Annotated in this window: 13 protein-coding genes; 8 read left to right on the top strand and 5 right to left on the bottom strand. The window is 59.1% G+C overall.

What is annotated here, in order from left to right; genetic code table 11:
* Positions 1–30 precede the first annotated feature (30 nt).
* From hmsP to MHZ97_RS10965, 3 genes are all read left to right on the top strand, one after another.
* Positions 31–2,058, top strand: a complete 2,028-nt coding sequence (hmsP, locus tag MHZ97_RS10975; protein ID WP_239314561.1) for a biofilm formation regulator HmsP — start codon at positions 31–33, stop codon at positions 2,056–2,058.
* A gap of 259 nt (positions 2,059–2,317) precedes the next feature.
* Positions 2,318–3,604, top strand: a complete 1,287-nt coding sequence (locus MHZ97_RS10970) for a dicarboxylate/amino acid:cation symporter (protein ID WP_103797426.1) — start codon at positions 2,318–2,320, stop codon at positions 3,602–3,604.
* A 240-nt stretch (positions 3,605–3,844) separates the two neighbouring features.
* On the top strand, positions 3,845–5,329 hold the full coding sequence (locus tag MHZ97_RS10965) for a pitrilysin family protein (protein WP_103797427.1): 1,485 nt from the start codon (positions 3,845–3,847) through the stop codon (positions 5,327–5,329).
* Positions 5,330–5,333: 4 nt separating this feature from the next.
* Here the strand turns inward: MHZ97_RS10965 and MHZ97_RS10960 are convergent, their stop codons facing one another.
* Positions 5,334–6,206 (bottom strand): alpha/beta hydrolase, encoded by an 873-nt coding sequence (locus MHZ97_RS10960; RefSeq protein WP_239314560.1) that lies wholly within the window; start codon positions 6,204–6,206, stop codon positions 5,334–5,336.
* 335 nt (positions 6,207–6,541) lie between these two features.
* Positions 6,542–7,474: a sugar kinase gene (locus MHZ97_RS10955; protein ID WP_103797429.1), complete on the bottom strand. Its 933-nt coding sequence runs from the start codon at positions 7,472–7,474 to the stop codon at positions 6,542–6,544.
* Between the two features lie 280 nt (positions 7,475–7,754).
* On the opposite strand from MHZ97_RS10955, the gene pdeH reads away from it, so the two are divergent.
* Together pdeH and MHZ97_RS10945 are read left to right on the top strand one after the other, a co-directional pair.
* Complete coding sequence (gene pdeH, locus MHZ97_RS10950; protein WP_103797430.1) at positions 7,755–8,528, top strand: cyclic-guanylate-specific phosphodiesterase; 774 nt, start codon at positions 7,755–7,757, stop codon at positions 8,526–8,528.
* A 63-nt stretch (positions 8,529–8,591) separates the two neighbouring features.
* Positions 8,592–10,652, top strand: coding sequence for an AsmA family protein (locus MHZ97_RS10945; protein ID WP_239314559.1), 2,061 nt, complete (start codon positions 8,592–8,594; stop codon positions 10,650–10,652).
* Here MHZ97_RS10945 and ppiC read toward each other — a convergent pair whose 3' ends face one another.
* On the bottom strand, positions 10,653–10,934 hold the full coding sequence (gene ppiC, locus MHZ97_RS10940; RefSeq protein ID WP_033754522.1) for a peptidylprolyl isomerase PpiC: 282 nt from the start codon (positions 10,932–10,934) through the stop codon (positions 10,653–10,655). It lies immediately after the preceding gene.
* Between the two features lie 74 nt (positions 10,935–11,008).
* Here ppiC and rep point away from each other — a divergent pair, with 74 nt between their 5' ends.
* Positions 11,009–13,030 carry a DNA helicase Rep gene (rep, locus tag MHZ97_RS10935; protein ID WP_103797432.1) on the top strand — a complete coding sequence of 674 codons (2,022 nt, stop codon included), beginning with the start codon at positions 11,009–11,011 and terminating at the stop codon, positions 13,028–13,030.
* Between the two features lie 104 nt (positions 13,031–13,134).
* Here the strand turns inward: rep and gppA are convergent, their stop codons facing one another.
* Together gppA and rhlB are read right to left on the bottom strand one after the other, a co-directional pair.
* Positions 13,135–14,619 (bottom strand): guanosine-5'-triphosphate,3'-diphosphate diphosphatase, encoded by a 1,485-nt coding sequence (gene gppA, locus MHZ97_RS10930; RefSeq protein ID WP_103797433.1) that lies wholly within the window; start codon positions 14,617–14,619, stop codon positions 13,135–13,137.
* Positions 14,620–14,627: 8 nt separating this feature from the next.
* Positions 14,628–15,920 (bottom strand): ATP-dependent RNA helicase RhlB, encoded by a 1,293-nt coding sequence (gene rhlB / locus MHZ97_RS10925; RefSeq protein ID WP_103797434.1) that lies wholly within the window; start codon positions 15,918–15,920, stop codon positions 14,628–14,630.
* 117 nt (positions 15,921–16,037) lie between these two features.
* On the opposite strand from rhlB, the gene trxA reads away from it, so the two are divergent.
* Together trxA and rho are read left to right on the top strand one after the other, a co-directional pair.
* Complete coding sequence (gene trxA, locus MHZ97_RS10920; RefSeq protein WP_033754540.1) at positions 16,038–16,370, top strand: thioredoxin TrxA; 333 nt, start codon at positions 16,038–16,040, stop codon at positions 16,368–16,370.
* 343 nt (positions 16,371–16,713) lie between these two features.
* On the top strand, positions 16,714–17,973 hold the full coding sequence (gene rho / locus MHZ97_RS10915) for a transcription termination factor Rho (protein ID WP_033754542.1): 1,260 nt from the start codon (positions 16,714–16,716) through the stop codon (positions 17,971–17,973).
* Positions 17,974–18,170 lie beyond the last annotated feature (197 nt).

Below are 18,170 nucleotides of genomic sequence, written 5' to 3'. Positions count from 1 at the left end.
ATAGCAGTGCTTTTTAGCCTGGAGAAGATTTTGCGCGTCAGCCGTTCACTTACGATAAAGCAGATGGCGACGGTTTCCGCGGTGGCGCTGATTACCGTCTCTGTCTTTATCGTTATTCAACTCTTCCATTTTGTGCAGCAGCGCAGGATCGACTACGCCCAGCAGATGGAGAATATCGCCCATACGGTGCGCCAGCCGCTCTCTGAGGCGGTATTAAAGGCGGATATCGCCCAGGCCGAGCGCATCCTGCAGACCCTTAAGCCCGCTGGCGTCCTGTCGCGCGCCGACGTGGTACTGCCCAACGCTTTTCAGGCGCTGCACGCCAGTTTTGAAAATGAAAAGCCGATCCCGCTGCTGATTGCCCGCCTGTTTGAGCTGCCGGTGCAGATCACCCTGCCGCTCTATTCGGTTGAGAGCAGCGGGTCGCCTAAGCCGCTCGCCTATCTGGTGCTGCAGGCCAATTCGACGCGCGTTTACCAGTTTATCCTCAGCACCGTCTCCACCATGGTCACCACCTATCTGCTGCTGGCGCTGATCCTGTCGGTGGCGATCAGCTGGTGCATTAACCGGCTGGTGGTGCATCCGCTGCGCAGCATCTCGCGCGAGCTGCAGGAGCTGCCGCCGCAGGCGATCCTGACCCACAAGCTGACGCTGCCCGCCAGCCATCGCGACGATGAGATCGGCATGCTGATCCGCAGCTATAACCGCAACCAGCAGGTGCTGGAGTCGGTGCATGACGAGATGAGCCGGCTGACCACCCATTATGCCGTCACCGATCTGCCCAACCGCGCGCTCTTTCTGGCGCTGCTCGACCAGCATACCCGCAGCCACAGCAAAGGCTTCGGGCTGATGGTGATCCGCATCGAAACGCTGCAGGAAGCCAACGGCGTGCTGAGCGACGAGCAGCGCGACACCCTGATGCTGACGCTGGTGGAGAAGATCCGCAGCACCGTTGACGACCATACTCTGCTGGCGCAGACCGGGCCGAGCGACTTCGCGCTGCTGATGAAACGCGCCGGGACGCCGTTTCGCGCCATGCGGCTGGCGCGCAATCTGATGATCCGCCTGAACCAGCCGGTGACGCTGCACCAGCTGCAGCTGCGGCCCAACGCCAGTATTGGGCTGGCGCTCTATGATGAAGAACGCCTCTCCGCCAATGAGCAGCTCGATCGCGCCACGTCGGCGATGATGTCGGCGCGCCATTTAGGCAAAAACCAGATCCTCTTCTTTGACGCCGCGCTGACCGAGCGCGCGCAAAAGCGCCTGACGCAGGAGCATGACATTCTGCAGGGGCTACAGGATGAGCAGTTCCGGCTGTTCCTGCAGCCGCAGATCGATATGCAAACCGGCGAGCTGGTTGGCGCCGAGGCGCTACTGCGCATGCGCATGCCGGACGGCAGCTACGGCCTGACGGAGGAGTTTATCGCCAGCGCGGAGGAGATTGGCGTCATCGCCGCCATCGGGCGCTGGGTGTTTGAAGAGGCGTGCCGCATTCTCGCCGGCTGGCAGAAGCACGGCATACTTATTCCGCTTAGCGTTAATATCTCCGCCGTGCAGCTGCGCGACGCCAGCATGGTGCATCACCTGCAGGGCCTGCTGCAGCGCCATCAGATCGCGCCCGGCAGCTTTGTGCTGGAGATTACCGAAACCGCGCAGATCGGCGATGCCGAAGTGGCGATGGCGCTGCTGCGTTCGCTGCAGACGGTGGGCGTCGCGGTGGCGCTGGACGACTTCGGCATGGGCTACTCCAATCTCAACTACCTGCATCAGTTCAAGTCGCTGCCGGTCAATAAGCTGAAGATGGATCGCAGCTTCGTTGCCGCGCTGCCGGATGACGACACCATGGTGCGCATCGTGGCGGCCATCGCCGAGATTATCGATCTCGACGTTATCGCCGAAGGCGTAGAGACCGCCGAGCAGCGAGACTGGCTGCTGGCGCGCGGCATCCATATCGGCCAGGGCTATCTCTATGCCGAAGCGCTGTCGCTGGAACGCTTTACGCAAACCTGGCTGCCGGCGCTCGCCTCCAGCCAGAACGCGCCCGCCGCCGATGATTAACTGCACCCTTTCTCAACAGGCGCGCCCGGCGGGAGTTGCTGCCTGATTCGTTGATTTTGCGCGTTTTTTAGTTACAAAAGGTCGTGCTGAAGCGTTTCAGTTCATAGTTGCGTTTCCAGAAAACCCTCGGCCTTTGTAAGCCTGTATTAATCCCGTTAACAGGGTGTTATTTTTTGCCAACCGCCAGCGCCGGGGCGTGCGCTGCTTGCGGACACAATAAAACGACAACCTCACAACCCTGTTGTAGTGGACACCTTTTATGAAAACCTCACTGTTTAAAAGCCTCTATTTTCAGGTGCTGTTAGCCATCGGCATCGGCGTTCTGTTAGGCCATTTCTATCCAGAGTTAGGCACGCAAATGAAGCCGCTTGGCGATGGCTTCGTTAAGCTGATCAAGATGATCATCGCGCCCGTGATTTTCTGTACGGTCGTGACCGGGATCGCCGGCATGGAGAGCATGAAAGCGGTGGGGCGTACCGGTGCGGTCGCGCTGCTCTATTTTGAAATCGTCAGCACCATCGCCCTGATTATCGGCCTGGTGGTGGTTAACGTGATTCAGCCCGGCGCTGGCATGAACATCGACCCGGCGACGCTGGATACCAAGGCGATCGCGGTCTATGCCCAGCAGGCGGAGCAGCAAGGCATTGTTCCCTTCCTGCTGGACGTTATCCCTGGCAGCGTTATCGGCGCCTTCGCCAGCGGCAACATTCTGCAGGTGCTGCTGTTCGCGATCCTGTTCGGCTTTGCGCTGCATCGTCTCGGCAGCTCCGGCACGCTGATCTTCAACGTTATCGAGAGCTTTTCGAAGGTTATCTTCGGCATTATCAATATGATTATGCGCCTCGCCCCTATCGGCGCGTTCGGCGCAATGGCCTTCACCATCGGTAAATATGGCGTCGGCTCACTGGTGCAGCTCGGCCAGCTGATCGTCTGCTTCTATATCACCTGTGCGCTGTTCGTGGTGGTGGTGCTGGGGCTTATCGCACGCGTCGCCGGCTTCAATATCTTCCGCTTCGTCGCCTATATCAAAGAGGAGCTGCTGATTGTGCTCGGCACCTCTTCCTCTGAGTCCGCGCTGCCGCGCATGCTGGATAAGATGGAGAAGCTGGGCTGTAAGAAATCGGTGGTGGGGCTGGTGATCCCGACCGGCTACTCCTTCAACCTCGACGGCACCTCGATTTACCTGACCATGGCGGCGGTGTTTATCGCCCAGGCCACCAACGCGCATATGGACATCTTCCACCAGATTACCCTGCTGGTGGTGCTGCTGCTCTCTTCGAAGGGCGCGGCGGGCGTGACCGGCAGCGGCTTTATCGTGCTGGCGGCGACGCTGTCGGCGGTGGGGCATCTGCCGGTGGCGGGTCTGGCGCTGATCCTCGGCATCGACCGCTTTATGTCCGAAGCGCGCGCGCTGACCAATCTGATCGGCAACGGCGTGGCGACGGTGGTGGTGGCGAAGTGGGTTGGCCAGCTCGATGAACATCAGCTGAAGGCGACGCTTTCTGGCGACGCAAAAGCGAAAAAACTGCCGGAAACCTCTGCATAAGTACAGCTTTACAGCAAAATCCCTCTAAATGCCCGCTGTCGCTTGCCCTGACAGCGGGCATTTGCATAATAATGCCCACTTATTTTTTTCATGGTTTTTCACTTCGTTGCGCGACTTCCTGGCCTTCACGTGGTCAAAGACTCTGTTGTCGAAAAACGACGCGGCTAAAACGAGAAAAACTCACCGCGTATTACAACGGCGAATGTGCCAGTGATAACGACTTTTAGATTAGAGGTTCACATGCAGGGCACCAGAATTCGGCTTTTGGTTGGGGGGGTAGCATGGATGGCCGCCAGTTTTGGCGCCTGTGCCGAAACGCTGCAGCCCGATCCAGCCTGGCAGGAAGGGAAACTGGATAACGGATTAAGCTGGCAGCTGCTGACCACGCCGCAGCGCCCCAGCGATCGCATTGAACTGCGCATGGTGGTGAATACCGGCTCGCTGGTGGAAACCACCCAGCAGACCGGCTTCAGCCACCTGCTGCCGCGTCTGGCGATGGTGCATAACGCCGCGCTCGACACCAACCAGCAGCGCGCGCTGTGGCAGCAAGCGATGGACCCGCAGCATCCGCTGCCCCCCGCGATCGTCTCCTACGACTTTACCCAGTACAACCTTAGCCTGCCCAACAACCGTCCGGAGCTGCTGAAAGAAGCGCTCAACTGGCTGGCGGCGACGGCGGGCAAAATGTCTATTAATGAGCAGGTGGTCAACACCGCGCTGAGCGCCTCCGATCCTACTGCGACCTGGCCCGCCAGCACTCAGGATGTGCTGTGGCGCTACCGCCTGAAGGGCTCGACCCTGCTGGCGCACGACCCGGCCGAACAGCCGCGCGCGCCGATCGACCTGAGCGCGCTGAATGACTTTTACCAGCAGTGGTATACCCCGGACGCCATGACGCTCTACGTGGTGGGCAACGTCGAGAGCCGCAGCCTGGCGGAGCAGATCAACAAAGCCTTCTCTTCGCTGACCGGCAAGCGCAGCAATCCCGCGCCGCTGCCGACCCTGTCGCCGCTGCCGCACCAGCCGATTAATCTGGTCAACGGCGCGATGAGACAGGATCGTCTGGCGCTGATCTGGGATACGCCCTGGCAGCCGATTCGCGATTCGCAAAACCTGCAGCGTTACTGGCAGAGCGATCTGGCGCGCGAGGCGCTGTTCTGGCATCTGCAGCGCACGCTGGGCGACAGCAAAACGCAGAACCTGCAGATCGGCTTCGACTGCCGCGTGCTCTATCAGCGCGCCCAGTGCTCGGTTAATCTCGACGCGCGCAACGATGCGCTGGAGTCGGGCCTGAACCTGGTGGCGCGCGAGCTGGCGGTAGTGCGTGACAAAGGGCTGCCGCAGGAGGAGTTCGACGCGCTGATGGCGCAGAAGCTGCTGGAGCTGAACAAGCTGTTTGCCACCTATGCGCGCACCGATACCGACGTGCTGATGAGCCAGCGCCTGCGTTCGCAGCAAAATGCCGTGGTGGATATCGCGCCGGAGCAGTATCAGAAGCTGCGTCAGGCATTTCTGAGCGAGCTGACGCGCGATCGGCTGAACCAGGAGCTGCGTCAGCAGCTGTCGCAGGAGCTGACTATGGTGCTGATGCAGCCGGAAGGCGAAGCGGAGACCAACGTGAAGAGCCTGCAGGCGATCTGGGACAAAGTGATGGCGCCGCCAGCGACCGCCGACGCCGCCCCGCAGGAGAGCAGCGCCAGCGACAGCGCGCCGCCTTCTTCCTGATCCGTCAGGTTTTTGCCCTGAGCCACTCGGTGACCAGCATCGGCCAGCTGGCAAGGGGCAGATCCGCCACGCCACGGATGCCGAATCCGTGGCCGCCTTTCTGGTAAAAGTGCAGCTCTGCGGGCACCTTGTGTTCGCGCAGCGCGCTGAAAAACGCCATGCTGTTGTTCACCGAGACCGTTTCATCATCCGCCGCGTGGATCAGCAGCGTCGGCGGCGTCTGCGCGTGTACCCGCGTCTCCAGCGAATAGGCTTCGATGGTTTTCGCATCGGGCCAGGCGCCGAGCAGCCGCGTGCGCGAACTCTCATGGGTCACGCCGTCGCGCATGCTGATCACCGGGTAGACCAGCACCATCGCGTCGGGACGCGGCGAGAGGCTGTCCGCGGCGTCCTGCACCGGATAGATTTTTTCGGCGAAGCGCGTGCCCAGACTGGCGGCGACGTGGCCGCCGGCCGAGAAGCCCGTCATCACGATATATTTCCCGTTCAGGCCGCGCTGGGCGCGCTCGCGCAGCACGCGCACCGCGCGCTGTGCATCAGCCAGCGGCGCGTCTGCGCCTTCGTGATGGCCGTCGTAGGGCAGCCGATAGGTCATCACCGCCAGGGTGTAGCCCATCGCGGTAAAAAAGGTCGACAGCGCGCTGCCTTCGCGGTCGATCAGCACGCGCTGATAGCCGCCGCCCGGCGCCACCAGCAGGGTGATGCCATTGGACTCTTCGGGATGCCAGATGGCGATCTCCGGGCAGCGCACGCCGGTCGCCGCGCGATCGTAAGGCTCATACTCTTTTGCCAGATCGACGATCTGCGGCTGCGCGCGCGAATCGCTGGCGCCTGGCGCGTCGCCATTTGGCCAGATATTGATAATTTCTGTGTGCATAAAACGGTCCTGATGCGAGAAGTGTTGTCGTTTTTTTGTCGCGGCCGGCTAAACAGCGTCCTGCTGTTGTTGAGGAAAAGATGGTCTTTTTTGCGGCAGTCGTCCATCCGAAAACGGCCCGGAGCGGTGGATTCAGACTATGCCTGGAGCAAAGGATTAGCGGGGATTCAGGTGGCAAAAAGCGGCCCGGCGCAGGCGTAAAAATCAGCGCCAGCGTTAATTTTTTTACTAACGGCGATTCGCCGTGGAGTGTCGGGCGCTAACGCAAATTGCCGGTGGTTTCGGCCGCACATGCGGCGGAGCGGGGTTATCCGCCCCGCTCAGCGGAACCAAAGCTATGCCGGCATCGCCGACAGCGGAATGATCGCCCCGCGATGCTGGATCACCGTGCTGGCCGTCAGGTGCCCGCGCGCGGCCGCCGCCTGGGGCGAACCGCCCGTCAGGCGCTGCGACAGGTAGCCGGCGCTGAAAGAGTCGCCCGCCGCGGTGGTGTCGATGATGCGGGCCGCATCAAGGCGCACGGCAGGCACCTCAATCAGCGCGTCGTCGCCGATGGCGATCAGACAGGCGTCCGCGCCGCGCTTAATCACAATCTCGCTGGCGCCTGCGGCGCGCGTGCGCTCAATCACCGCGCTCAGCGGATGCTCGCCCCACAGCAGCTGTTCGTCATCCAGCGTCAGAAAGGCGATATCGGTGCGCTGCAGCATGGCGCTGTAGGCCTGCTGCGCGCTTGCCTGGTCGGCCCACAGGCGCGGGCGGTAGTTGTTGTCGAAAATAACCTGGCCGCCGTTAGCGCGGCAGCGGTCGAGCAGCGCCATCAGCTTCTCGCGGCTGCTGGCAGGCAGAATCGCCAGCGAAATGCCGCTCAGGTAGAGATAGTCGTAGTGCGCCAGCTCGTCGACGATAGCGGCAGATTGCGGGCCGTCGAGCCAGTAGCGCGCGGCGGCGTCGCTGCGCCAGTACCAGAAGGTGCGCTCGCCCTTATCGTCGGTTTCAATGACATACAGGCCGGGCATTTTGTTTTCCAGCCGCTGGATCAGGCGGGTGTCGACCTTCTCCTGCTGCCAGGCGGCGATCATCTGATCGCTAAAAGAGTCGATGCCCAGCGCCGTCACATAATCGACGCTGAGCTGCGCCTTATCGACCTGCCGCGCCAGATAGACCGCCGTATTCAGCGTATCTCCGCCAAAGCCGCGTTTAATGCTCTCACCCTTCTCGGACAGCTCAATCATGCACTCGCCGATAACGGCTATTTTTTTATGCGTCATGGTATTTGGCCTGTAGTGAAATAGTCTCTTAGTCTCGCGTCTGGTATGGCAGACGTCAACGCTTTTTAAAACACCGTTTTAATTCCACTTAAGGTAAAAAAAGCCTGTCTTCGCGGCGATTTAGCGGCCAAAGCCGGGCTTTTTTTCACGATTGCGCCCGATTCTGATTGGTACACTCTGGAGTCTTATGTGGCCAGCAGGCGGACCGAGACAGGGCGGGCACAGCCGATACTTGCCGCCGGGCTGACGCATGGCACTTGCCACCAACCAGGAAAAAACCATGGTGATGAAGAATATTAGTCATCGGCTACCTTCTTCAACTGACATCAACCCACAGCAGGAAGCGCGTCTCTTCTGGCAGCAATGCCAACGATTCTACACTTTCCAGCCGATATACCAGGTATCGGGCCGGTTGCTGGCAATTGAAATCCTGACCGCGGTCACGCATCCAGCCGCGCCGGAAAAGAGACTCTCGCCAGAAGCCTATTTTGAGGCGCTGGCGATTAACCAGCGTTTGCATGTCGTCCATGAGCAGCTGGCGCTGCTGAAAGCGTGGCGGCCCTTTTTTTGCGACAACCAGGTTGTGGCGTCGGTGAATATCGACGGTCCCACGCTGATGGCGATTCAGCAGCATCCGCCGATTCGGCGCCTGATCGCCGAGCTGCCGTGGGTGCGCTTCGAACTCACCGAACACCACGCGCTGCCGCAGGAAGAGATGATCGCGCAGATGCCGGAGCTGGGGCCGCTGTGGCTGGACGATTTCGGTTCCGGCATGGCCAACTTTTCCGCGCTGACGGAGCTGAAGTATGACTACATCAAGCTGTCGCGCGAGCTGTTTATCCTGCTGCGTCGAACCGAAGAGGGCAAAGCGCTCTTTTCGATGCTGCTGGCGTTGATTAACCGCTACTGTAACGGCGTTATCGTCGAAGGTGTCGAGACCGAAGAGGAGTGGCGGCAGGTGTGCAGCTCGCCCGCAATGGCGGCGCAGGGCTACTTTTTTTCAAGGCCGGTCCCTTTTTCGCAACTTAACCATCTGCCGCTTCAGCTTGTCTGATGCCGTTCCACCCCGTCTCGACTATCTTTAACGGAGACTGTGGAGAGGCAAGGAGGAAGCGAGATGTCGCGCACGGGAAAAGTTGTTAGCTGGATAGTCGGGATTTTTTTGTTGCTGATTGTGGTGGTGGTGATCATCATCGCGACCTTTGACTGGAATCGTCTCAAGCCCACCATCAACCAGAAAGTTTCGACGGAGCTGAATCGTCAGTTTGCGATTCGCGGCGATCTCGGCGTTGTCTGGGAGCGCAACCGCGAGGAGCCGGGCTGGCGAAGCTGGATACCCTGGCCGCACGTGCACGCGCAGGACATCATATTAGGCAATCCGCCCGAGATGGCGGAGGTCACTATGGTGCATCTGGAGCGCGTCGACGCCACCCTCGCGCCGCTGGCACTGCTGCATAAAGAAATTTACCTCCCGTGGATCAAACTCCAGCAGCCCGATGCGCGGCTGATTCAGACCGCCGACAAAAAGAACAACTGGACCTTTAATCTCGCCGGGAGCGACAACCCTGACGCTAACGCGACGCCGTCCGCCTGGTCATTCCGCCTCGACAATATCCTGTTCGATCAGGGGCAGCTGCGCTACCGCGATGCGGTCAATAAAGCCGACGTGACGGTTAAAATCAATCCGCTCGGCAAGCCGGTGCCTTATGGGCAGATTGCCGGCGGCAGCGACGCGCAGAAAGGCGCGGGCGACTTTGTTTTTGGCTGGCAAGCGCGCGGCACCTATAACAACGAGCAGCTGGAAGGGGAAGGCAAAACCGGCGGCATGCTCTCGCTGCGCAGCAAAAATACGCCGTTCCCGATTCAGGCCGATATCCGCAACGGCTCGACGCGCGTGCAGGTCACGGGCGGCATTCAGGATCCGATGAATCTCGGCGGCGTCAACGTGCGGCTGCGCTTCTCCGGCGATACGCTGGCCAATCTCTACGGTCTGACCGGCGTGCTCTTGCCCGATACGCCGCCCTATGAAACCGACGGCCATCTGACCGCCCGCTTCGCCGGCAAAAACGGGCCGGAATACCACTACGAAAACTTCAACGGCCATATCGGCGACAGCGATATTCACGGCACGCTCACCTACACTCAGGGCAAACCGCGTCCGGCGCTGGTGGGCGAGCTGAGTTCGAAACAGCTGCGTATGGCGGACCTGGGGCCGCTGATCGGCGTCGATTCCGGCAAAGGCAGCGCTAAAACCGAGCAGGCGAAGACGAAGCGCGGTGAAAAGTCGACGCAGCCTGCCGATCGGGTACTGCCGCACGACACCTTTGATACCAAAAGCTGGGACGTAATGGACGCCGACGTGAAGTTCACCGGCAAGCGCATCGAACATGGCAGTTCGCTGCCGTTAAGCGATCTCTATACCCATCTGCAGCTAAAAAATGGCGATCTGCTGCTCGATCCGCTGCGCTTCGGCATGGCGGGCGGCACGCTGAACAGCACCATTCGTCTGGAAGGGGATAAGTCGCCGATGCGCGGCCGCGCCGATATCCACGCGCGTCGCCTGCACCTGCGTCAGCTCTTCCCGAACGTCGAAGCGATGCAGCGTAGCCTGGGCCAGCTAAACGGCGACGCCAGCTTTACCGGCAGCGGCAATTCGGTGGCGGATTTGCTGGCGACCAGCAATGGCCAGCTGAAGCTGCTGATGAATAACGGCTTAATCAGCCGCAGCCTGATGGAGATCGCCGGGCTGAACGTCGGCAACTACGTGGTTGGCAAGCTGTTCGGCGACGATGAGGTGCGCATCAACTGCGCCGCGACCGATGTGAAGCTGCAAAACGGCGTGGCGACGCCGAACCTGTTTGTGTTTGATACCGAAAATGCGGTGATCAACGTTACCGGCAACGCCAACTTCGCCAGCGAGCGGCTGGATCTGTCGATTAACCCCGAGAGTAAAGGCATCCGCATCGTAACGCTGCGTTCGCCGCTTTACGTGCGCGGCACCTTTAAAAATCCTGACGCCGGGGTTAAAGCCGGGCCGCTGCTGGCGCGCGGTGCCGCTGCCGTCGCGCTCGGCACCGTGATCGGTCCTGCCGCCGCGCTGCTGGCGTTGATCAGTCCAAGCGACAATGAGGATAACCAGTGCAGCACTGTGCTGCAGCAGATGAAAAGCAAAAAGTGATCAGCTGCGGTAGAGCACTTTAATGATGTGATAGCCAAACGCGGTTTTCACCGGCCCGAAAGGTTTTATCAGCGGGCAGGTGAAGACCGCTTTATCAAAGGCCGGCACCATCTGGCCCTGTCGGAATTCCCCTAAATCGCCGCCGTTGCGCCCGGATGGGCAGGTGGAGTGTTTCTTTGCCAGCTGCTGAAAACTGGCGCCCTTTTCCAGCTTCGCCAGCAGTTCGTTAGCCAGCGCTTCCTCTTTCACCAGGATGTGTAAAGCCGCCGCGGTTTTCGCCATGATAGTCCTCTGATTGTGTATACTGACCGCCCATTATTTCATCCTCCTCTCTTTTTACTGAGCGATTTTTTACTATGCGTTTAAACCCCAGCCAACAACGCGCCGTCGAGTTTGTTACCGGCCCCTGTCTGGTGCTGGCGGGAGCGGGATCGGGCAAAACCCGCGTCATCACCAATAAGATTGCCCATCTGATCCGCGAGTGCGGCTATCAGGCGCGTCATATCGCGGCGGTTACTTTTACCAATAAAGCCTCGCGCGAGATGAAAGAGCGCGTCGCCCAGACGCTGGGGAAAAAAGAGGCGCGCGGCCTGATGATCTCTACCTTCCATACGCTGGGACTGGAGATTATCAAGCGCGAATACGCCGCGCTGGGCATGAAGTCCAATTTCTCGCTGTTTGACGATACCGACCAGCTGGCGCTGCTGAAGGATTTGACGCAGCCCTGGCTGGAAGAGGACAAGACGCTGCTGCAGCAGCTGATTTCCACTATCTCCAACTGGAAGAACGACCTGGTCGATCCGCCGCGCGCCGCCGCGCTGGCGCGCAGCGAGCGCGACAATATCTTCGCCCACTGCTACAGCCTCTACGATCAGCATCTGAAATCGTGCAACGTGCTCGACTTCGACGATTTAATCCTGCTGCCGACGCTGCTGCTGCAGCGCAACCAGGAGGTGCGCGAACGCTGGCAGCAGCGCATTCGCTATCTGCTGGTGGATGAGTATCAGGATACCAACACCAGCCAGTACGAGCTGGTGAAGCTGCTGGTAGGCGCACGGGCGCGCTTTACCGTGGTTGGCGACGATGACCAGTCGATCTACTCGTGGCGCGGCGCGCGGCCGCAGAACCTGGTGCTGCTGAAAGAGGATTTCCCGGCGCTGGAAGTGATCAAGCTGGAGCAGAACTACCGTTCGTCGCAGCGCATCCTGAAAGCGGCGAATATCCTGATCGCCAATAACCCGCACGTGTTCGAAAAGCGGCTTTTCTCCGAGCTTGGCCTCGGCAGCGAACTGAAAGTGCTGACCGCGAACCATGAAGATCACGAGGCGGAGCGCGTGACGGGCGAGCTGATCGCGCACCACTTTATCAATAAAACGCAGTATAAAGATTACGCGATCCTCTATCGCGGCAACCATCAGTCGCGCGTCTTTGAAAAGATGCTGATGCAGAACCGCATTCCCTATCGCATCTCCGGCGGCACCTCCTTTTTCTCGCGGCCGGAGATTAAGGATCTGCTCGCCTACCTGCGCGTGCTCACCAATCCAGACGACGACAGCGCATTTCTGCGCATCGTTAACACACCGCGCCGCGAGATTGGCCCGGCGACGCTGCAAAAGCTGGGCGAGTGGGCGAACCTGCGCAATAAAAGCCTGTTTAATGCCAGCTTCGACGTTGGCCTGGGGCAGACGTTAAGCGGACGCGGGCTGGAACATCTGCAGCGCTTTACCCACTGGCTGCAGGAGATTGTGCAGATGACCGAGCGCGAGCCGGTCAATGCGGTGCGCGATCTGATCCGCGGCATCGACTACGAAAGCTGGCTGTTTGAAACCTCGGGCAGTCCAAAAGCGGCCGAGATGCGGATGAAGAACGTCAATACGCTGTTTCAGTGGATGACGGAGATGCTGGAAGGCAGCGATATCGATGAGCCGATGACGCTGACGCAGGTGGTGACGCGCTTTACGCTGCGCGACATGATGGAGCGCGGCGAGAGCGACGAAGAGCTCGATCAGGTACAGCTGATGACGCTGCACGCCTCGAAAGGGCTGGAGTTCCCCTACGTCTTTCTGGTCGGCATGGAAGAAGGGCTGCTGCCGCATCAGAGCAGCATCGATGAGAACAACATCGAAGAGGAGCGTCGCCTGGCCTACGTCGGCATCACTCGCGCGCAGAAAGAGCTGACCTTTACGCTTTGCCGCGAGCGCCGTCAGTATGGCGAGCTGGTGCGCCCGGAGCCGAGCCGCTTTTTGCTGGAGCTGCCGCAGGATGATGTCGTCTGGGAAACCGAGCGCAAGGTTGTCAGCGCCGAAGAGCGGATGAAAACCGGGCAAACGCGGGTTGCCGGGCTGCGGGCGATGCTGGAGAAGGCGAAAAAGGGCTAACTACTGCTTCTGCTGCGCCCTGTCAGCGTATTAACTGGCGGATAAGACAGGCGTAATAGCCCTTTTAACGGGGCTGTTATGCGTATCTGTGGCTGATAACCGTTTTAAGACAGCTGCAGCAGCCAGTGGACATAGGACTGGTAATGGCTCTCTTGCTCCAGCAGCTCGGCGCGCAGCGGATGCGCTTCCAGCCAGCCCGAAGGCAGCGTGAGATGCAGCGTATCGTCGTCAGCCTGTAACCGCACCGCGGGCAGGGTATCGTCGCGACGACGGCTGGAGAAAAGGATCGCCAGCCGCAGCAGGCGACACAGACGCTCGGCAAGACGGGGCGGAAGAGCGTTTTGCTGGGTCAGCAGCGCTAAATCGATGCTGCCGCTCTGGTTCTGCAGCAGGCAGGCCAGCAGTTTTTTCTGCGCGGGCGTAAAGCCGGGCAGATCGAGATGGCGCACCAGATAGGCGGCGTGCTGCGGAGCCTGGCGAAAATCGACGCTAAGGCCGATTTCATGTATCGCACTGGCGCTGAGCAGCAGCTCCCGGCAGCGCTGATCCAGTTTCCATACCGCGCTCACCTGGCGGAAAAAGATGTCGGCCAGCTGACGCACGCGCGCCGCCTGTTCTACATCGATAGAAAAACGGCGCTGGACGTTTTGCAGCGTGCGGCTGCGAATATCGCGATCGACCGGAAGATGCAGCATGCCGTACACCAGCCCTTCGCGCAGCGCGCCGCCGGCCAGCGTCATGCTTTGGATGCCAAGCTCCTGAAACACCGCAATCAGAATCGAGAGGCCGCTGGGGAACACCAGCGCGCGCTCCAGCGTTAAGCCCTCAATCTCCAGCTCTTCCAGCTTGCCGCACTGAATGGCGCGCTGCTTGAGCTGCTCCAGCTTGCTGAGGGTGATGCGTTCATCCATGCCCTGCGCCACCATAATCTCCTGCAGCGCCTGTACGGTGCCGGAGGCGCCGACGCAGGCTTCCCACCCGTGGGCGCGCAGCGGCGAGGCGATGGGGCGGATCATCTCGCGCGCGGCCTGCTCGGCAGCGTCGAAATTCTCTTTCGCCAGGTGACGGTCGCTGAAGAAGCGCTCCAGCCAGGTGACGCAGCCCATAGAGAGGCTAAACAGAACGGAGGCGTGCGAGCCGTCGCCGGTGGCCAGTTCGGTACTGCCGCCGCCGATATCGACCACCAGCCGCTTGTCCGAGCCGCCGGTGGTGTGCGCAACGCCCTGATAGATCAGGCGCGCTTCCTCTTCGCCGCTAATAACGTTAATCGCGCAGCCAAGGATCTGCTGAGCGGTAAACAGGAATTCGCTTGCGTTAGCCGCAAGGCGCAGCGTGGCGGTGGCGACCACGCGGATTTGTTCGGACGGAATATCCTGCAGCTGTTCGGAGAAGAGCTTCAGACACTCCCAGCCGCGCGTCATCGCCTCAGCGGAGAGGTGGTTATTTTTATCCAGGCCGGCCGCCAGACGCACCTTGCGCTTAATGCGCGCGACGGTCTGAATGCTTCCGGATACTTCGCGCACCACCAGCATATGAAAGCTGTTGGATCCCAGATCAATCGCAGCATAGAGTGACGATGCGCTTAGCATAATGTGGATTAACCTGAACGTTTACGGTTGTTGTTACGCGGCGCTCCACGACGATTCGCGTTGTTGCCGCCGCGGCGCGGACCGTTGCCGGTGCGGGCACGAGCCAGACGCTTCGGTGGGGGCAGGTTATCCATCAGCGCGTCGCTGTTGTACTTGCTCACCGGAATGCTGTGGCCAATATACTCTTCAATCGCCGGCAGGTTCAGGGCGTACTCTTCACAGGCCAGGCTGATCGAGTGTCCGCTGGCGCCAGCGCGGCCGGTACGGCCGATACGGTGAACGTAATCTTCGCGATCGTCAGGCAGGTCGTAGTTAAAGACGTGCGTGACCGCAGGGATATGCAGGCCGCGCGCCGCAACGTCGGTCGCCACCAGGATATCGACATCCCCTTTGGTGAAGTCGTCCAGAATGCGCAGGCGCTTCTTCTGCGGCACGTCGCCGGTCAGCAGGCCGACGCGATGGCCGTCCGCCGCCAGATGGCCCCAGATATCTTCGCAGCGATGCTTGGTGTTGGCGAAGACGATAGCGCGATCCGGCCACTCTTCTTCCAGCAGCGTCTGCAGCAGGCGCATTTTTTCTTCGTTCGACGGGTAGAAGAGCTCTTCTTTAATACGGTGACCCGTTTTCTGCTCTGGCTCTACCTCAACGTACTCGGCGTTGTTCATATGTTCGAACGCCAGTTCGCGCACGCGCCAGGAGAGCGTGGCGGAGAAGAGCATGCTCAGACGCTGCGTTGCAGGCGGCATGCGGCGGAATAGCCAGCGAATATCTTTAATAAAGCCGAGATCGAACATGCGGTCGGCTTCGTCCAGCACCAGCACCTGGATCGCGCCGAGGTTAATGTGGTTCTGTTTCGCGTAATCGATTAAACGACCGGTGGTGCCAACCAGGATGTCGACGCCGTCGGCCAGCACTTTCAGCTGCTTGTCGTAACCGTCGCCGCCGTAAGCCAGACCCAGCTTCAGACCGGTGGCCTGCGCCAGCGGTTCGGCGTCGGCATGGATCTGCACCGCCAGTTCGCGCGTCGGCGCCATGATCAACGCGCGTGGCTGGTTGATCTGACGGCCTTCCTGGGCAGGGTGAGTGAGAAGATGATGAAACGTTGACGTTAAAAACGCCATCGTTTTGCCGGTACCGGTTTGCGCCTGGCCTGCAACATCACGCCCTGAGAGCGTAAAGGGCAGAGCTAACGCCTGAATAGGCGTACAGTTATGAAAGCCTTTTTTATCAAGGGCTTCCACGACCAGAGGGTGCAGGGCGAAGTCGGAAAACTTCTGTTCTGTTAAGTGTGTTTTGCTCATAGTGTGGTAGAATATCAGCTTACTATCGCTTTACGAAAGCGTATCCGATGAAATAAAGTCAACCTTCGTTGGTAAACTTTACGCCAATTCGCCAGGCATAATCTTGTGGAGTAATACATGAGCAGCGATAAAATCGTTCACCTCACCGATGACAGTTTCGATGCAGACGTTCTGAAAGCAGAAGGTGTCACACTGGTAGATTTCTGGGCTGAATGGTGTGGTCCTTGCAAAATGATCGCCCCGATTCTCGATGAAGTTGCCGAAGAGTACGACGGTAAGCTCACTATCGCCAAGCTGAACATTGACGATAACCCGGGCACCGCGCCGAAGTACGGCATCCGCGGCATCCCGACGCTGCTGCTGTTCAAAAACGGTGAAGTCGCCGCGACTAAAGTCGGCGCGCTGTCTAAAAGCCAGCTGAAAGAGTTCCTGAACGCCAACCTGGCGTAAGGACGAGAACGTTCGGCGGTGGCGAATTTTCTTCCACTGCTGGACGTTCGCATTTTAGCGTGCTAAGTTACTTTCACTGCATTACGCACTTACCTTGTAGTTTGCATCTAAAGATTTCCTTTGTTAAACCCTGAAGCACGTTCCGTATACAGCGGTTTAGCAATTCTGACGGTTAGCACCAACTTTGGCATCGCATTTCAACCGTCTCTCTCGCTTCCAGTCGCCATCCCTGACGATGATCGTCGAGAAGAGTTGAAAGCGCCATTAACAGGCATGGAATATTAAGCCATACCATTCACGACCAACATTTCGAGAATTACCCCGAGTTTAAGAACCCATCACTATGAATCTTACCGAATTAAAGAATACGCCGGTTTCTGAGCTGATAACCCTCGGCGAAAATATGGGGCTGGAAAACCTGGCGCGCATGCGCAAACAGGATATTATTTTCGCCATCCTCAAACAGCACGCGAAAAGCGGCGAAGACATCTTCGGTGATGGTGTGCTGGAGATATTGCAGGACGGATTTGGTTTCCTCCGCTCCGCAGACAGCTCTTACCTCGCCGGTCCCGACGACATCTACGTTTCTCCCAGCCAAATTCGCCGTTTTAACCTTCGCACTGGTGACACCATCTCCGGCAAAATTCGTCCGCCGAAAGAGGGCGAGCGTTACTTTGCGCTGCTGAAGGTTAACGAGGTTAACTACGATAAGCCTGAAAACGCACGTAATAAGATTCTGTTTGAAAACCTGACGCCGCTGCACGCCAATAGCCGTCTGCGCATGGAGCGCGGCAATGGTTCGACGGAAGACCTTACCGCACGCGTGCTGGATCTGGCTTCGCCGATCGGCCGCGGCCAGCGTGGTCTGATTGTTGCACCGCCGAAAGCGGGTAAAACCATGCTGCTGCAGAATATCGCGCAGAGCATCGCCTATAACCATCCAGACTGCGTGCTGATGGTGCTGCTGATTGACGAGCGTCCGGAAGAAGTTACCGAGATGCAGCGTCTGGTCAAAGGTGAAGTCATCGCCTCTACCTTCGACGAACCGGCATCACGCCACGTTCAGGTTGCTGAAATGGTAATCGAGAAGGCGAAGCGTCTGGTTGAACACAAGAAAGACGTTATCATACTGCTCGACTCCATCACCCGCCTGGCGCGCGCCTACAACACCGTGGTGCCGGCATCAGGTAAAGTCCTGACCGGTGGTGTTGACGCCAACGCCCTGCATCGTCCGAAGCGCTTCTTCGGCGCCGCGCGTAACGTGGAAGAGGGCGGTAGCCTGACCATTATCGCAACCGCGCTGGTTGATACCGGTTCGAAGATGGACGAAGTGATTTACGAAGAGTTTAAAGGCACCGGTAACATGGAGCTGCATCTCGCGCGTAAAATCGCTGAAAAACGCGTCTTCCCGGCCATTGACTACAACCGTTCCGGTACGCGTAAAGAAGAGCTGCTTACTTCCCAGGAAGAGCTGCAGAAGATGTGGATCCTGCGCAAAATCATTCACCCAATGGGCGAAATCGACGCGATGGAGTTCCTCATCAACAAACTGGCGATGACCAAAACCAACGACGAATTCTTCGACATGATGAAGCGCTCGTAATCCTGCCCGGCTAACCGAGACGGTGAAACCGACTTTTTTAGCCTAAATGCGCAGGAAATCGCCCTGACGCCACGTCTTAACGTGGCGTTTTTTATTTGTGCGCATTAGGATTACCGCTGGCAGGAGTATTTATAATGACTGCGGCGGCAGTGCGCAAAAAATCACCATGCGCGCGTAGTCGGAAGCAGAATTCGGAC

Source organism: Pantoea sp. ACRSC (genome assembly GCF_022346785.1).
GTDB classification, from domain to species: Bacteria; Pseudomonadota; Gammaproteobacteria; order Enterobacterales; family Enterobacteriaceae; genus Pantoea; species Pantoea alvi.
Note: the sequence above shows the minus strand (reverse complement) of the source record. Positions and strands in the feature narration are given on the sequence as shown.

What these genes read in the sequence shown, in the direction of transcription:
- rep (WP_103797432.1), top strand. Translation starts at nt 11,009, where the DNA reads ATGCGTTTAAACCCCAGCCAACAACGCGCCGTCGAGTTTGTTACCGGC.
- rhlB (WP_103797434.1), bottom strand. Translation starts at nt 15,920, where the DNA reads ATGAGCAAAACACACTTAACAGAACAGAAGTTTTCCGACTTCGCCCTG.
- MHZ97_RS10955 (WP_103797429.1), bottom strand. Translation starts at nt 7,474, where the DNA reads ATGACGCATAAAAAAATAGCCGTTATCGGCGAGTGCATGATTGAGCTG.
- ppiC (WP_033754522.1), bottom strand. Translation starts at nt 10,934, where the DNA reads ATGGCGAAAACCGCGGCGGCTTTACACATCCTGGTGAAAGAGGAAGCG.
- MHZ97_RS10965 (WP_103797427.1), top strand. Translation starts at nt 3,845, where the DNA reads ATGCAGGGCACCAGAATTCGGCTTTTGGTTGGGGGGGTAGCATGGATG.
- pdeH (WP_103797430.1), top strand. Translation starts at nt 7,755, where the DNA reads ATGGTGATGAAGAATATTAGTCATCGGCTACCTTCTTCAACTGACATC.
- gppA (WP_103797433.1), bottom strand. Translation starts at nt 14,619, where the DNA reads ATGCTAAGCGCATCGTCACTCTATGCTGCGATTGATCTGGGATCCAAC.
- MHZ97_RS10960 (WP_239314560.1), bottom strand. Translation starts at nt 6,206, where the DNA reads ATGCACACAGAAATTATCAATATCTGGCCAAATGGCGACGCGCCAGGC.
- rho (WP_033754542.1), top strand. Translation starts at nt 16,714, where the DNA reads ATGAATCTTACCGAATTAAAGAATACGCCGGTTTCTGAGCTGATAACC.
- MHZ97_RS10945 (WP_239314559.1), top strand. Translation starts at nt 8,592, where the DNA reads ATGTCGCGCACGGGAAAAGTTGTTAGCTGGATAGTCGGGATTTTTTTG.
- MHZ97_RS10970 (WP_103797426.1), top strand. Translation starts at nt 2,318, where the DNA reads ATGAAAACCTCACTGTTTAAAAGCCTCTATTTTCAGGTGCTGTTAGCC.
- trxA (WP_033754540.1), top strand. Translation starts at nt 16,038, where the DNA reads ATGAGCAGCGATAAAATCGTTCACCTCACCGATGACAGTTTCGATGCA.